A 16471-nucleotide genomic window follows, 5' to 3' on the forward strand; every position below is an offset into this window, starting at 1 on the left:
ACGATCCGGTAGCGATAGCGGAGTGGATACACCTGTTGACATCCCGAACACAGAAGTTAAGCACTCCCGCGGCGAAGATAGTTGGGCCTGCCCCTGCGAACCTAGCACGCTGCCGGGTCTTTTTTTTGGATTTTTTGAAAAGATTAAGCCCTTTCATTATTTCAAAAAACTATCATTTATAATATAATAAATTTGTTTAAGGAGGACTTCTTATGGATCAAAAGAAAGTTCAGGCTTTTTTCGAGGGAAACGAAATCAAAGCATACCATATATTTGGTGCACATATAACGGATTCCGGCGTTCATTTTGCGGTATATGCACCAAATGCGAAGTCGATTTCAGTCATCGGTACCTTTAATAATTGGGATGACGAAAGCGATATCATGACTAAAGACCAACAAGGCATTTGGGAAGTGGATGTAGCCAATGCCAAACCTGGTCATTCTTATAAATACCGCATTACCCAAGCTACGGGCACCATTGTCGATAAGATGGATCCCTATGCTTTTTATAGCGAATTAAGACCCAATACGGCTAGTATCATTTCGGATCTATCCTATGATGAATGGACCGATCAAAAATGGTTAAAACAAAGAAATAAAGGATTTGATTCACCGGTCAATATTTATGAGATCCATGTGGGCTCATGGAAAAAACCCGACGAAGATCCCGAAACGTTTGTTCATTATCATGAAATTGAACAAGATTTGATCGAGCATTGTAAAAAACATCATTTTACCCATGTCGAAATGATGCCATTGTGTGAATATCCATTTGATGGTTCATGGGGCTATCAATGTACTGGGTATTTTTCGAGCACGTCTCGTTATGGAACCAACCATGAACTCATGCATTTTGTGAATGCTTTACACAATGCCGGAATTGGCGTGATCATGGATTTTGTACCGGTTCATTTTGTGAAGGATAATTATGCTTTGGCCATGTATGATGGTACGCCACTATATGAATATGCCAAACCTGCTGATGCCTATTCGCAATGGGATACCTATAATTTTGATCTATGGAAAGAAGAAGTACGTAGTTTCTTGATGAGCGCTGCCAATTTCTGGATCGATGTCTATCATTTTGATGGTTTGCGTATGGATGCCATCTCCAATGCGATCTTCTGGCAAGGCGATAAGCGCAATGGTGTCAATGAAGGGGCTTGCAACTTCATGAGACGTATGAATTTCAATCTGCATAAAGAACATAATGGTAAGATCATGTTGATTGCCGAGGATTCTACTGATTTTCCAAATGTCACTCGATCTACTTTAGATGGTGGTTTAGGATTTGATTATAAATGGGATCTTGGATGGATGAACGATACTTTAAATTATTGTAAGAAGGATCCAATTTATCGTCAGTGGCATCAAAATTCCATTACTTTCTCTATGGCCTATTTCTATTCGGAACGATTTATGAATGTCTTCTCGCATGATGAAGTTGTCCATGGAAAAGCGACCATCGTGGATAAGATGTGGGGTAGTTATGAAGATAAATTTGCTCAAGCACGTGCCGTTTATACTTACATGTTTACGCATCCGGGCAAAAAATTAAATTTCATGGGAAATGAAATTGGTCAATTGCGTGAATGGGATGAAACAAAGAGTTGTGATTGGTTCTTATTGAAATATCCAATGCACGATGCCTTCAATCATTTATTCCAAGACTTGGCAAAGTTATATGTTGAAAATGATGCATTCTGGAAAAATGATTATTCCCCAGAATCGTTTGAATGGATCGATGCGGATAATGCCACCCATAATATGTTCTCTTATTTGCGTAAAGGTACGGATAAGGATTATGTCATCATTTTAAATTTCTCGACAAATCCATATGATCATCAACAATTTGGTGTGCCTTGTATGGGTGAATATCATGAAATTGTGAATACAGAATGGCCAAAATACAATGGCAACTACAAGGATGATACACCACAAAAATGTCATGCGGTTCGTTTATCGCGCAATGGCAAGCCATTCATGATCGAGTGTAATGTACCTAGTTTGGGTGCCACCATTTTTGAAGTGAAGAAAAAATAATGAGTAAGACCGAGAAATCGGTCTTTTTTAGTTACGTTTAGAAGATTGTTTATAGTATTTTCTTGGAAATATGTTATTTTTTGATTGGGATATGACTTTTGTGATGTGTTTGTAACAAATGTTTTATTCGTTTATAATGTACATATGGTACAGTATTTTGAAAATGATACATCGCAAAAAGATCAACCAAGCACATTCTCTTTTACGATACAAGATCATTCTTTTACACTGGAAACAAATAGTGGTGTATTTTCAAAAGAACGATTGGATACGGGCACACGTATTTTATTAGAGACCATTCTTGCGAATGAAGTTGTTTGTGAGCATGTATTGGATCTTGGTTGTGGAATTGGTCCAGTCAGTGTCGTATTAGGGACTTTCTGGCATTGTGATCTGACATGTGTCGATGTGAATGAAAAAGCTGTACAACTAACGCGTAGAAATCTTGAAAAGAATGGTTTATCGGGTCATGTATGTTGCGAAGATGGCGTACGATCGGGTTTATACGATTGTATTGTTTTAAATCCACCGATTCGTGCGGGAAAACAGACGATTTATCGATTGTTTGATGAAGCCATGGCGCATTGCACCAACCATCTATGGATCGTTATGCGAAAACAACATGGAGCAGAAAGTGCACAGAATTATTTGGCAAAGAAATATTCGGTCTCACGCATAAAACGTGAAAAAGGATATTGGGTGTTAAGGGTAAGTAGTGATGATGTAGTATGACAAAGAAACAAGTCCACTTCTTTCGTTTCAGTGCATGGATCTTGTGCGTACTGGAAATTTGGAAACAAATCTATTTGACATATGTGGTTGGTCATTATTTATGGTGGCATTTTCCTTTTCAAATTTGTAGTATACCGATGTATTTGTGCTTTGCGATTGGGTATGGTAAAACGAAATATCAAAATCGGATGTTGTGCTATTTGATGACCTATTCTACGGTCGGTGCATGGGCCGGATTATTGGGATGTCCTTTTTTAGTTTGGCCTCGGATCATTTTTAATATCCATTCGTATTTTTGGCATATTTATATTATTTTTGTTGGTTGGGTAGCCGGTCATATTTGGATGCAAACCCAAAAAGATTGGAATGATTTTAAACAATCTACGTATTTATATTTTGCGTTTTGTTTGATTGCTTACTTTATTAATCGAATTGTTTATCCTTTTGCCGGCATCAATTTATTTTATTTAAATCCCAAAGTGGAATTTAATTTACCTTTTTATCGAGCTTTGATTCCTTATATTGGGTATTCTTGGACCATTTTTGTGTATTTGACATCGGTTGTTTGTTTTTCGTTGATGACATTGAATATATGGTTTAATGCCAGTACTTGGTATAAACAAAAACACAAAGATCAGGAATCGAAAAATATGAAAACAGTGCATGAATCGGAATGATCATGCATTTTTTATATTTGTTGTAAAAACAACATACTTTCTATTCTTTCTTGTGTAAGATAAGTGTGAAAAACAGGGAGGAAATTCTAATGAATGAAATGTTTTGTTTTCAATGCGAACAAACTGCCGGATGTACAGGGTGTGTGGGTAGAGCCGGAGTTTGTGGAAAATCAGCCGAAGTAGCACGTTTACAAGATCAATTAACTGGTGCATTGATTGGTCTATCCAGTACGATCAAGGATCAAGAAAATGTTTCAGAAACGGTATGGAATACAGTGATCGATGGTTTATTTATGACCATCACCAATGTAAACTTTGATGCCGCATCGATTCAGGAACAAATTGAAAAAACCAATGCGCCATACATCTTTGATCTCAATCAAGTATGGAACGGAAATGAAGATATTCGCTCATTGAAATCTTTGATTTTATTTGGACTTCGTGGTATGGCAGCCTATGCTCATCATGCCGCCATGTTAGGATATCATGATGACGATGTAAATCACTTCTTTGCCGAAGGTCTTGCTGCAATTGGATCAGATCTAGGTGGAGATGAATTATTACCATTGGTATTAAAAACAGGAGAAATCAACTTAAAATGTATGGCTTTATTGGATCAAGCCAATACAGAAAGTTATGGAAATCCTGTACCTACGACGGTTCCATTGACCATTGAAAAAGGACCATTTATCGTTGTTACCGGTCATGATCTAAAAGATTTGAAATTATTATTGGAACAAACAAAAGATAAAGGAATTAATATTTATACACATGGAGAAATGTTGCCAGCTCATGCGTATCCAGAATTGAAAAAATATTCTCATTTAAAAGGAAATTTTGGTACGGCATGGCAGAATCAACAAAAAGAATTTGATCAAATTCCAGCTCCGATCCTATTTACAACCAACTGTTTGATGCCACCTCGACCATCTTACAAAGATCGTGTCTTTACAACCGATGTGGTATCATTCCCAGACTTGACTCATATCGATGAAAAGAAAGATTTCACGCCATTGATTGAAAAAGCCTTAGAATTGGGTGGTTATGAAGAAGACCATGAAATGACAGGTATCAATGGTGGTCATGAAGTAACAACTGGATTTGGCCATAATTTCGTATTGGATCATGCCGGTGAAATCGTTGAAGCCGTGAAAGCAGGAAAAATTAGTCATTTCTTCCTTGTAGGTGGATGTGATGGTGCGAAAGCCGGAAGAAACTATTACACGGAATTAGTAAAACAAACACCAAAAGATTCTATTGTCTTGACTTTGGCTTGTGGAAAATATCGTTTCAATGATTTAGATTTAGGAACAGTTGCTGGATTCCCACGCATCATGGATGTTGGTCAATGTAATGATGCATACAGTGCTATTCAAATTGCTGTTGCCTTAGCCAATGCCTTTGATTGTGATGTCAATGAGTTGCCACTTTCCTTCATCCTTTCTTGGTATGAACAAAAAGCTGTTTGTGTATTATTGACTTTACTTCATTTGGGCATCAAAAATATCTTGCTTGGACCAACTCTTCCAGCCTTTGTTTCTCCAAATGTATTACAGGTTTTAGTGGATCAATACCAAATTGGCCCAATCAGTACACCAGAAGAAGATTTGAAAAAACTTCTATCCAAATAGATAGATAATATGACAGGAGCAAATGCTCCTGTTTTTTTAAAAAAAGAACCGGAAATTCCGGTTCATTGTTTTCTTTGACCATAAGGAATGGTGGCAATGGCTTGATCTAAGGTCTCCATCACGTTTTGTGATATCTCTAAATAGCTTTCCATTTTTGTTACATTGTTTGTTTCTAACATCTCTTTGAAATCTAAGAATTCATGGGCCATCCAATTGGATTGGGTATTTAAATAGACATCTTGTATTTCTTGATTTCGAATGCATAAATGATAGCCTTGTATCAAATTGGCGCCGCCATCTAGATTGATTGTTCCATGATCGCCTTGTATGATCGCATAGGCTGGACTTTCAGCATCTTTTGCGCCGGTACAGACGGCATAAAAATCAGGATATGTAAGTAGGACGGTACCCGATGTATCGACCCCATTGAATCCTATATTCGCATGATAAGAAACGGTATCTGGTTTCCCAAATAAGGATACCACAAAGTTGAGATTGTAGACGTTGATGTCATACAAAGCGCCACCATAGAATTTTGGATCCAATGCCGGTAATACGTCTTGTTTTTTATATCTATCATAACGGGAAGAATACTGTGAGTAGTTACACTGGATACATTTGATTTGACCAATCTTATGAATATCTTCTCGAAGTTGTTGATAATTTGGGGTATGAAGAGGTCGTACGGCTTCAAACACAAAGACATGTTTTTGTTTTGCTAAAGTAATGATTTCCTTGGATTGTTTGGCATTGATACAAAATGGTTTTTCAATAATCACATGTTTATCAGCAAGCAAGGCTTTTTTGGCATAAGAATAATGAGCGGTATTGACTAAACCAATATAGATCACATCACAATCGGTTTCTTGTAGCAGTTGATCATAGTCGGAATAGACATGGGGAATTTGATATTGAGCTTGTAGTTGTTTGGCTGCTTGCAGATTATGTTTGGCATAAATAGCGCCTACATCTATGGGTAAATCGTTGATACATTTCAGGGCTTCATGGACAATAAATCCCGTACCAATCATCGCAACCTTCATTTTCTGTCCTCCTTTTGTGTTACACTTATTATACAAGGAAGTTGGAAGTATGAATAATGAAAATAAACAAACACCGATATTGATCAATCAACAGGACAGTATTGATGAATTTTTACGTTTTGCGCATGAAAACTTGGATCCCGTCCAAGATTTTTTAACGAATTATGAATGCGCCATCATGGAAATTGAAACAAAATTCAATGTATTGAATGCCCGCTTTTCCATAAAATACGATGGCAATCCCATTGAATCGATCCATACTCGATTAAAATCTTGGGATAGTATCATTGGCAAATTAAATCGCAAACATTTACCCTTTTCACTGGAAAGCATTTCAAAGAATATTTTTGATGTAGCTGGCGTTCGTGTGGTTTGTTCCTTTGTGGATGATATCTATACGTTAGCGGATTGTCTTTTAAGTCAGGATGATATTCATTTGATCGAAAAGAAAGATTATATCAAACATCCCAAAGAAAATGGCTATCGTAGTTTGCATTTAATTGTTGAAGTACCTATTTTTACCGAAAACGGGCCAAAGAAGATGCCCGTTGAAATTCAATTGCGTACGATCGCAATGGATTTTTGGGCGAGCTTAGAACATAAATTACGTTACAAAAAGAATTTAAACGATGAGCAATTGAAGCGATTATCGAATGAAATGATGTATTGTGCGGATCGCAGTGCAGAATTGGATGATCGTATGAATCGTGTCCATGATGAATTAAAGAAGGAAAATTAGGAGGGGGCGCATACTGTGTTATTGGGAATCGCCAATGCGGATAAAAAAAGATTGGGTGTTTTTATTCGCTTTCAATTAAAGAATCGAATGCGACAGGATCCTGATTATACAGTGGATGAATTTGTGAGTGGCATTTGTTCCAAAACAAAATTCAAATTGTTGGTGCAAAATAAGGAATTGTTTGATAGTGACATCTATGAATTCTTTTTGCGCAAGTTGGGCTATGAATTCAATTATGATGATCGAATCCTGTCTCGTTGCTTAGCAGATAAACGGGATATCTTGCGACTGTTAGAAAGACAAAATATGCCTGCTTTTTATCAGGGAGTGCAAAAATATCTAAAAGACATGGAAGATGTGAAAGAATATGCATTGGAATCCATTGAATATGACTGTTTGAATTGGATATTGGATGTTGAACTGAATGCCGAAACGTTTGCCGCTTTGATTGTTCGTTTTCCCATGTTGGACAGTTATACACAAGAAATTTGTGGCTATTTCCTATTAAAATATATTCATGATCATATAGCCAATCGAATCGATGAAAAATGGTTGGAACGATATGGATTAAGGAACTTAAAAGCGCTACAAAATCAATTTTGGATCTTAAAATTATTGATTCAATGGGAAGACTATTATGATGCATCGGTGTATTGTCAAAGTGTGTTGGAGCAAGCCTATAAAAGAAAAAATGATCGCCTGCTTTTTCATACGCAGATCACGCGTTTGTTCATTGTGATGAAGATCCAACCATCGGCTTTTGAGAGGTATGCCAATCAAGTCTTAGAAAATCCCATCATTCAGGAAGATCACGAAGATGAATATGTGTATGAATTTTATCATGTGGTTGGTTTACATTATTTCATCCAAAAGAATTATGAACAGGCATGGCATTATTTTCGACGAGCTATGAATGATGATCTGTATTATTTCCCAGAAATCATCTTTTTAAATCATATGGCAACGATCACGCCGATGAAATTGCCGGCGGAATTAAAGGAACAAATTCAAGTGCCACAAGATCAAAAAATTTATCAACCTATTTATCGTTATTTTTGTTTAAAGAATAAAAAAGAATCTTATGATACGCTCGCAACCTATTTATGGGATCATTGTTGCAAAGGATTGGATCGTTTTTATCCATCATGGGTCATGAAAGATATCATCCAAACCGAATTTGAGTGGATTGCCAGCCAGACTGGTGATAAGAAATATTTAAATCGATTCTTAGAGGAAACCAAATGAAACGTGTACTAACCATTCAAGATATTTCATGTATTGGCAAATGCTCCATCACGATTGCGTTGCCGGTTTTATCGACCATGGGGGTGGAATGTGCCATCTTGCCGACAACTTTATTGTCGTGTCATACGGCTTTTCCAACGTTTAAAAGTTATGATCTGACCGATCATATGATGGCTATTGTCGATACGTGGAAGCAACAAGATATTCATTTTGATGCGATCTACACCGGGTATTTGGGTTCTTTTAAAGAAATTGAATTGGTCAAACAAATCATTCATTCATTTGAAGACGATGATCCATTGATCTTTATTGATCCGGTCATGGGTGATCATGGCAAATTATATGCTGGATTTGATGAGGCGTATGTGCAAGAAAATACGACATTGTGTTCTTTAGCCGATATCATTGTGCCCAATGTAACGGAAGCGGCTTATATGACGCATATGCCCTATCAATCCAAATATGATGTTGGTTATATTCGATCGATGTTGGATCGATTGATTGAAATGGGAGCAAAACATGCAGTCATTACCGGGGTTTCGCTATCGCCAGGAAAAACAGGTGTCTATGGATTTGATGGTCATTCGTATTTTTCTTATCAAAACAAACACTACGATGCCATTTTTTATGGTACGGGCGATTTATTTGCGAGCACAACGGTGGGTGCTTTGGTACAAGGCTATGCCATGGAAGATGCGTTTCAATTGGCATCGGACCATACGGCGCATACGATCGATGTGACCATGCAAGATCCAGATCGAGTGTGGTATGGGGTTGATTTTGAATCGACACTATGTGATTTAGGCAACATAAAAAAAGGATGCAATCGAATATAATAAAGAAAAAAGAAAGAGGGAACAATGTTTAAAGAAGAATATGAAACAGTCGCAAACATTGCAGCGAACAAGATCCAGTTCTTGAAAAAGAATCCGATTGGCATGTTTGTGATGTCCATGATGGCTGGTGCTTTTATTGGCTTTGGGATTTTATTGAGTTTTACAGTTGGCGGTGCTTTGAACGGCTTACCAGCACGATCATTGGTGATGGGTGCTTGTTTTGGATCGGCACTCAGTTTGGTCGTGATTGCGGGGGCTGAACTTTTTACCGGAAATAATTTGGTGCTGAGCGCCGGATTGCTCAAAAGAAAAGTATCTTTTCGAGATGTTGTGCGATTTTGGATCCTATGTTGGTTTGGCAACTTAGCGGGCGGCATGGTACTTGGTATCTTATTTCATCTGGCAGGCTTAAATACAGGTGCCACGGCACAAGCCTTTAAGGCAGCAGCCAGTCTTAAGACCCAAGCTCCTTGGCTTTCGTTATTTATGAAGGGCATATTGTGTAATACTTTAGTTTGTATTGCGACATGGTGTGGCATAAAATGCAAATCGGAATCGGGCAAGCTCATCATGATATTCTGGTGCTTGTTGATCTTCTTCACTTGTGGATTTGAACACAGTATCGCCAATATGACCGTCTTTATGGTTGCCTTATGCAGTAAGGGTGTTTTGTTGAGTGGCTGTATCTATAATCTATGTGTTGTGACTTTGGGCAACATGGTTGGTGGCATACTATTTGTGGCCATTCCTTATTATTTAGCTTCGAAAGAACGATAAACGTCAATCTTGTTGATATTGACGTTTTTTTATATGAAACCATCAACAAATATGATATAGTAGGATAAGAAAGAGCTTACAAATATGAAGGAACGTCAAGCAGGTATATTATGTCCACTATTTAGTGCCCCTGGCAATCAGGGAATTGGTGATCTTGGTGCTAAAACCAAGATGTTCATTGATGTCATTGCGGATGCCGGTTATACAGTTTGGCAAATCTTGCCCATTCAATATACCGGAAGATCGCATTCACCGTATCAATCGTATTCTAGTTTTGCGGGGGATCCTATCTATATCAATATTGATCGATTGTGTGAAGTTGGTTTATTGACACAAAGTTCCATCGTGAACTGCAACAAATTTAAAAATCGGGTGGAGTATGATAAAGTACGCGAATTTAAAGAAGTCTATTTTCGTCGTGCGTTTCGTGCGTTTAAAAAACATTTTGATGCATTCCGACAGGACTATGAACAATTTGAGAAAGAAGCTTTTTGGCTCAATGATTGGGCGCATTTCTATTTGTTTGCGACGATCCATCATACAACGCATTGGCAGGATTGGCCGGTAGCCTATCGGGATTGGTTTCAAGGTGAACATAGCATCGATTTGAGTGACTATGCGGATGAATTGGCATATATCAAATTTCTGCAATTTATGTTTTATCGCCAACTGAACGAATTATGTGTCTATGCACATCAAAAAGGGGTTTCCATCATGGGGGATGTTCCTTTCTATGTCGATTTGGATAGTGCCGATGTATGGAGCAATCGTGCTGATTTCATGTTGGATGAAAAAGGCAATCCTCAATTTGTAGCAGGATGTCCACCAGATTATTTTAGTGAAGATGGGCAACGATGGGGCATGCCTACGTATAATTTTGAACATATGAGCAAGAATGACTATGCATTCTGGGTCAAACGAATGTCGTGGATGCATCGTTGTTTTGATATCATTCGTATTGATCATTTTCGTGCTTTTGCGAATTATTGGCGGATCCCAGCGGATAGTGATACCGCCCGCATTGGCACTTGGATCGATGCACCGGGTGAAGATATATTAAAACGGATACGAACGGCTTGTCCCAATATACAATTGGTTGCGGAAGATCTAGGTGGCGACATTGTTTCCCGTGTTTATGATCTGGAAAAAGAATTTGATATTCCGGGCATGGAAGTCATAGTTTTCCAACTGGAAACAAAATTATTGCGTAAACCGATTCGTGAAAATGTCGTGTTATATTCGGGTACTCATGATAATGCCACGATCAATGAATCCTATGCGCATTTTTCCAACAATCATCGGATCAGTTTACGACGCTTCTTTAAAAAACGTGGATATACACATCGTAAATTTAACGATATGGTTTGTCACTTCCTATTGGATAGTGAAGCTGATCTGGTAATCTTGCCTATTTGGGATATTTGCGGATATAAAGAAGAAGCACGCATCAATGTACCGAGTACATTGAGCGATCAAAATTGGATTTGGAAATTAAAAGATTTTAAGACCTTTCCCGATGAGATCAAAAAGACAAAGGAATGGATCAAAAAGGCGAATCGATAAAAAAGTTGGAATTTCTTCCAACTTTTTATAATGTTTTGCCAGTTAATAAATGATAGGCTTCTTTGTATTTATCAATGGTCTTATCAATGACATCTTGTGGTAAATGATAATCACTATTTGGATTGGCTTTTAACCAATCGCGTACAAATTGCTTATCAAAAGAGGGTTGACTTTGTCCTGGTTGATAGCCTTCGACAGGCCAGAAACGAGAACTATCTGGTGTCAACATTTCATCTCCTAAAACAATGGTTCCTTTTTCATCCAATCCGAATTCAAACTTTGTATCCGCAATGATAATGCCTTTCGATAGGGCATAGTCGGCACAAGCTGTATACAATTTTAACGTATACTCCTTGATCTTTTTGGCATATTCCTGTCCATGTCCTGGAAAGGCTTTTTCTAATACATCGATACTTTGTTCGTAACTGATGTTTTCATCGTGATCGCCAAGATCCGCTTTCGTACTTGGGGTATAAATCGGTTCTGGCAGTTTATCGCATTCTTTTAATCCGGCTGGTAACTGGATCCCACATACGGTGCCATTCTTTTGATAGCTTGCCCAACCACTACCGGTAATATAACCACGAACGATGCATTCGATCGGAATCATTTTTAGTTTCTTGACTAACATGGAATTGCCATTGAATGCAGGTTGGGAGAAATAAGCTGGCATATCTTTTGGATCCACGGAGATCATATGATTGGGAACGATATCTTTTGTGTAGTCAAACCAAAATTTGGACATTTGTGTCAAAACGGTTCCTTTTTTGGTGATCTTATTCTTTAAAATAACGTCAAAGGCGGAAATTCGATCGGTCGCAACCATGATCAAGGAGTCGCCATTGTCGTAAATTTCACGTACTTTTCCTGCTTTTATAGGTTTGAATTCTTTCATGATGTTTATATCCTCCTGTCGTCTTTTATGATAGCGAAATGCATGAAAAACTTCAATGAGAGATTCTTCTCGTAAAGTTTTTATAAAGTTCTATCTTTTTTTCATTTCTTATATTATACTTCTTATGTTTAATTAATGAAACAATATGTTTAATTAAAGAAACGGGAGGGGATCTATGGAAATTGGTTCAAAATTGAAAGAATTACGACTCAAAAATGGGTTGACTCTTTCTGAATTGGCATCACGATCCGAAGTGACCAAGGGATTTTTATCACAGTTGGAAAGAGATCTGACCAGTCCCAATATCTCGACATTAGAAGATATCTTAGAAGCTTTGGGGACAAATTTACAGGAATTTTTTTCTGAACAGCCAGAGGAACAAATCGTCTTTCGCAAGGAAGATGTGTTTGTGGATGCACAAACCAATGAAACCATTCATTGGATCGTTCCCAATGCACAGAAGAATCAAATGGAGCCGGTACAGGTGGTGCTTCATCCGCATCAATGTACCCGTCAGATCGAATCACATGCCGGTGAAGAATTTGGCTATGTCTTATATGGACGTGTCAAGTTGCACTATGGCGATCGAATGGAAACGATCAAGCGGTATGAAACCTTCTATATTTCGGGTCAACATACCCATTATTTAGAAAATGCCACTGATCGAGATGCTGCCGTTTTATGGATCAGCACACCACCTATATTTTAAGAGGGAGAAAGTTTATGGAAGAGAAGAAGAAAATCATTGAATTTCGTCATATTGTGAAGAACTTTGATGATCAAGTCGTTTTAAAGGGAATCGACTTGGATATTTATGAAAATGAGTTTGTGACCTTGTTGGGGCCTTCAGGTTGTGGCAAGACCACTTTATTGCGTATCTTAGCGGGGTTTTTAGACCCCAATGAAGGATCCATCATCTTTAATGGGATCGATATCAAAGATCTACCACCGTATAAACGAGAATTAAATACGGTATTTCAAAAGTATGCCTTATTTCCACATATGAATGTGTATGACAATATTGCCTATGGTTTAAAAATTGCCAAAATGTCAAAAGATGTCATTGATCAAAAGGTCATGCGTATGTTGAAGTTGATTGGTTTGGAAGGCTTTGAAAAACGAGATGTGACCTTGTTGTCGGGTGGACAACAACAACGTGTTGCCATTGCCAGGGCCTTGGCCAATGAGCCACGGGTCTTGTTGTTGGATGAACCATTGAGTGCATTGGATATGAAATTGCGCAAAGAAATGCAGTATGAATTAAAAAATATTCAACAAGAAGTAGGAATCACTTTTATTTTTGTGACTCATGATCAAGAAGAAGCATTGACAATGTCCGATAAGATCGTGGTCATGAAAGAGGGCGAGATCCAACAGGTCGGTAGTCCCGAAGATGTCTACAATGAACCGGTCAATAAATATGTGGCCCAGTTTATTGGGGAATCCAATATTATGAATGGGGTCATGTTGGAAGATAAAAAAGTAAAATTTGATGATATCGTCTTTGATTGTGTCGATGTTGGTTTTAAACCCAATGAACCTGTTGATGTCGTGATTCGTCCCGAAGATATTGATATCGTGGATGTGGATCAAGGCAAGATGACAGGAACCATTGAATCGGTGCTGTTTAAGGGCGTGCATTATGAGATCATGGTTGAGACGGTACCAGGTACATCGGTCAATGTGAATATGCATGTGCAAAGTTTCAATGAAGTCACAAGCAGTGATGGCAAGGAAAAGATTTCTGCCAATGATTTTTATGTGGATCTGGAAGATATGAAAGATATAGATGAAAAAGAAATGATTGCGCGTGCAGATGCTCAAGCGTGGGATCCCGAAACCGATGAATTGATTTCCATCAATTCCGTGGAGACCAATCTTGAAAACAAGATAGGGGAATACACCATCACGTTTTCAACGAGCAATAAAACATCGATTACACGTAAAATTTGGGTCATTGACCAACGAGTGGTGGAAAATAAAAAGGCCAATGAAGCCATTAGTGCCTTTAATTTCTTTAAGACCGCAGATGAGATCCAGGAAAGTCAAACATTGGATACCGATTTAAAAACATGGGCCAATGCCCAAGCATGGAAATTGGACAACGAAGAGGAAACGATTGATTTGTATGTGGATTATGATTTTGATCCCGAAAACATCAAAGAAGGCATCTATCGGGTGACATTCTCGACGGAAGGCCATGAATTTAAGATCCATACCACGGATTATGCACAGAAAGGGAAAGAAGTCGGTTTAACTTTCTATCCAGAAGATATCCATGTGATGGAGAAGATGGGATTCTAATGAAAAAGTTTCGTCAATTGGTCCTTCCATATTTGATTTGGAGCGTATTGATGCTGTTGGTACCGATGCTTCTGATTGCGATGTATTCGTTCATGTCAGATGGCAACAGTATCGTTCCTTTTCAGTTGACCATTCATCATTATGTTCGTTTTTTTACTGACCCTGACTTTGTCTTGATCTTGTGGCGTTCGTTGATCATTGCCCTAAAAACAACCATCATTTGTTTGTTGCTGGGGTATCCCATTGCGTACTACATTGCCAATAGTGAAGAAAAGAAACAAAATCTCTTGATTCTTTTGATCACTTTACCGATGTGGATCAATATGTTGGTTCGTACCTATGCCTGGATCGGTCTATTGGCTCCTGATGGTATCATTTCCTGGCTCTTGGGCTTGATTGGGATCCATACAGAACTTTTATATACGGAAAAAGCCGTTCTTTTAGGCATGGTCTATAACTTTTTGCCCTTTATGATCTTACAGATCCAGACCGCTTTATCCAAAATGGATAAGTCTTTATTGGAAGCCAGCAATGATCTTGGTGCCAATCAGGTGCAAACCTTTATCCATATCATTTTTCCATTATCCCTGAGTGGTGTAGTGAGTGGTATCACCTTGGTTTTCTTGCCGGCCGTATCGAGTTTCTTCATTCCAAAATTATTGGGAGGCGGCCAATTCTTCTTGATTGGTAATGTGATCGAAAATCAATTTATTACCGTTGGTGAATGGAATTTTGGATCTGCCATTAGTATGATCATGGCCGTGATCATGATGCTTCTGATGATGTTGGTTCGAAATATTGAGAAAAAAGGTGCTGTCCAAGGAGATCGTCTATGAAACAAAAGAAACGATATGTAGGCAAGATCTTATTGATCCTTTCATTGATCTTTTTCTATTTACCCATTGTATTCATGGTGATCTTCTCCTTTAATGACAGTAAGTCCTTGACGCACTTTACAGGATTTTCACTTCGTTGGTATCGGGCCATGCTGCAAAGTCACGGGATGATGTCCAGCTTGTATATCACCATTATTGTGGCGGTATTGGCTACCATCATTTCAACCATTATTGGCACGATGACAGCCATTGGCTTGTCGCAATCCACCAAACGCGTGCGACAATTTATCACACGGGTGGATGATTTTCCATTGATGAACCCTGATATCGTAACGGCCATTGGCTTGATGTTGTTGTTTATCACATTTCGCGTGGAAAAAGGATTTGTGACCTTATTATTGGCACATATTGCGTTTTGTATTCCCTATGTGATCCTTTCTGTGATGCCGCGGATTCGCCAATTGGATCCCAATTTAGCGGATGCTGCCATGGACCTCGGGGCGACCCCATTTCAAGCTATTACCCAAGTAATCGTACCTCAGATCACACCGGGAATCGTTTCGGGAGCTTTGATCGCATTTACGATGTCCTTTGATGATTTTATCATTTCTTATTTTGTGACCGGAAAAGGCGTAAAGAACTTGAGTATCATGGTCTACACGATGTCCAAACGAGTCAATCCAAGTGTCAATGCGATTTCGACCATTGTGGTCATCTTGATTACGATCCTTTTGTTGATCATCAATATTGTGCCATTGGTTCGAAAAAAAGAGACGGAAACATCCATGACCATGCAGCCAAAGAAACGCTGGCCAAAATGGGTTGGTGCAGGTGTTGTGATCGTTGCTTTGGTGGTATCGTTGTTTGGTATGCATCGCGTTGGTAATCAACCGTATGCGGGACAAACGCTACATATCTATTTGCCAGGAGAATATATTAGTGATGAAATGGTGAGTGATTTTGAAGATCAAACTGGAGCCACGGTGGTGATGGACAATTTTGATTCCAACGAACAAATGTATATCAAAGTGGCCAACGGGGAAAACTATGATTTGTTGATTCCTAGTGACTATATGATCGAGCGATTGATCCAAGAAGATTTGCTGCAAAAAATTGATCAAAAGAAGATGAAATAAACATTTGAAAAG

15 protein-coding genes and 1 rRNA gene are annotated in these 16471 nt (G+C 38.4%); 14 read left to right on the forward strand and 2 right to left on the reverse strand.

Annotated features, from left to right (window positions below):
- The first annotated feature begins 4 nt into the window (after positions 1-4).
- The 5 genes from rrf to hcp all read left to right on the forward strand — a co-directional run bounded on the left by rrf (position 5) and on the right by hcp (position 5085).
- A 5S ribosomal RNA gene (gene rrf / locus MOZ64_RS09695) occupies positions 5-118 on the forward strand.
- A gap of 94 nt (positions 119-212) precedes the next feature.
- Positions 213-2045, forward strand: coding sequence for a 1,4-alpha-glucan branching protein GlgB (glgB, locus tag MOZ64_RS09700; protein ID WP_320326351.1), 1833 nt, complete (start codon positions 213-215; stop codon positions 2043-2045).
- Positions 2046-2189: 144 nt separating this feature from the next.
- Positions 2190-2777, forward strand: coding sequence for a class I SAM-dependent methyltransferase (locus MOZ64_RS09705; RefSeq protein WP_320326352.1), 588 nt, complete (start codon positions 2190-2192; stop codon positions 2775-2777).
- Positions 2774-3454, forward strand: a complete 681-nt coding sequence (locus MOZ64_RS09710) for a TMEM164 family acyltransferase (RefSeq protein ID WP_320326353.1) — start codon at positions 2774-2776, stop codon at positions 3452-3454. Before MOZ64_RS09705 ends, MOZ64_RS09710 begins: the two co-directional genes overlap by 4 nt.
- A gap of 89 nt (positions 3455-3543) precedes the next feature.
- Positions 3544-5085, forward strand: coding sequence for a hydroxylamine reductase (gene hcp / locus MOZ64_RS09715; RefSeq protein WP_320326354.1), 1542 nt, complete (start codon positions 3544-3546; stop codon positions 5083-5085).
- A gap of 62 nt (positions 5086-5147) precedes the next feature.
- On the opposite strand, the gene MOZ64_RS09720 is transcribed toward hcp, so the two are convergent.
- Complete coding sequence (locus MOZ64_RS09720; RefSeq protein WP_320326355.1) at positions 5148-6128, reverse strand: Gfo/Idh/MocA family protein; 981 nt, start codon at positions 6126-6128, stop codon at positions 5148-5150.
- A 49-nt stretch (positions 6129-6177) separates the two neighbouring features.
- Here MOZ64_RS09720 and MOZ64_RS09725 point away from each other — a divergent pair, with 49 nt between their 5' ends.
- The 5 genes from MOZ64_RS09725 to malQ all read left to right on the forward strand — a co-directional run bounded on the left by MOZ64_RS09725 (position 6178) and on the right by malQ (position 11288).
- A complete protein-coding gene (locus MOZ64_RS09725) occupies positions 6178-6867 on the forward strand; it encodes a GTP pyrophosphokinase (protein WP_320326356.1) in 690 nt (229 codons plus the stop codon).
- A 15-nt stretch (positions 6868-6882) separates the two neighbouring features.
- On the forward strand, positions 6883-8112 hold the full coding sequence (locus tag MOZ64_RS09730; protein WP_320326357.1) for a hypothetical protein: 1230 nt from the start codon (positions 6883-6885) through the stop codon (positions 8110-8112).
- The gene (locus MOZ64_RS09735; protein WP_320326358.1) at positions 8109-8948 is read left to right on the forward strand and encodes a pyridoxamine kinase; all 840 of its coding nucleotides are present in this window, start codon (positions 8109-8111) and stop codon (positions 8946-8948) included. Before MOZ64_RS09730 ends, MOZ64_RS09735 begins: the two co-directional genes overlap by 4 nt.
- A 24-nt stretch (positions 8949-8972) precedes the next feature.
- Positions 8973-9725, forward strand: coding sequence for a formate/nitrite transporter family protein (locus MOZ64_RS09740; protein WP_320326359.1), 753 nt, complete (start codon positions 8973-8975; stop codon positions 9723-9725).
- 84 nt (positions 9726-9809) lie between these two features.
- A complete protein-coding gene (malQ, locus tag MOZ64_RS09745; protein ID WP_320326360.1) occupies positions 9810-11288 on the forward strand; it encodes a 4-alpha-glucanotransferase in 1479 nt (492 codons plus the stop codon).
- Positions 11289-11313: 25 nt separating this feature from the next.
- Here malQ and MOZ64_RS09750 read toward each other — a convergent pair whose 3' ends face one another.
- Positions 11314-12183, reverse strand: a complete 870-nt coding sequence (locus tag MOZ64_RS09750) for a phosphoribosylaminoimidazolesuccinocarboxamide synthase (protein ID WP_320326361.1) — start codon at positions 12181-12183, stop codon at positions 11314-11316.
- 175 nt (positions 12184-12358) lie between these two features.
- On the opposite strand from MOZ64_RS09750, the gene MOZ64_RS09755 reads away from it, so the two are divergent.
- Genes MOZ64_RS09755 through MOZ64_RS09770 form a run of 4 tightly spaced genes read left to right on the forward strand, consistent with a single transcriptional unit; the run spans position 12359 to position 16459 of the window.
- Positions 12359-12892 carry a helix-turn-helix domain-containing protein gene (locus tag MOZ64_RS09755; RefSeq protein WP_320326362.1) on the forward strand — a complete coding sequence of 178 codons (534 nt, stop codon included), beginning with the start codon at positions 12359-12361 and terminating at the stop codon, positions 12890-12892.
- 14 nt (positions 12893-12906) lie between these two features.
- Complete coding sequence (locus MOZ64_RS09760; RefSeq protein WP_320326363.1) at positions 12907-14487, forward strand: ABC transporter ATP-binding protein; 1581 nt, start codon at positions 12907-12909, stop codon at positions 14485-14487.
- Positions 14487-15323: an ABC transporter permease gene (locus MOZ64_RS09765; protein WP_320326364.1), complete on the forward strand. Its 837-nt coding sequence runs from the start codon at positions 14487-14489 to the stop codon at positions 15321-15323. The genes MOZ64_RS09760 and MOZ64_RS09765 overlap by 1 nt, the downstream gene beginning before the upstream one ends.
- Positions 15320-16459, forward strand: a complete 1140-nt coding sequence (locus MOZ64_RS09770; protein WP_320326365.1) for an ABC transporter permease subunit — start codon at positions 15320-15322, stop codon at positions 16457-16459. The genes MOZ64_RS09765 and MOZ64_RS09770 overlap by 4 nt, the downstream gene beginning before the upstream one ends.
- Positions 16460-16471 lie beyond the last annotated feature (12 nt).

The organism is Absicoccus intestinalis (assembly GCF_033971885.1).
Lineage (GTDB): Bacteria > Bacillota_I > Bacilli_A > Erysipelotrichales > Erysipelotrichaceae > Absicoccus > Absicoccus intestinalis.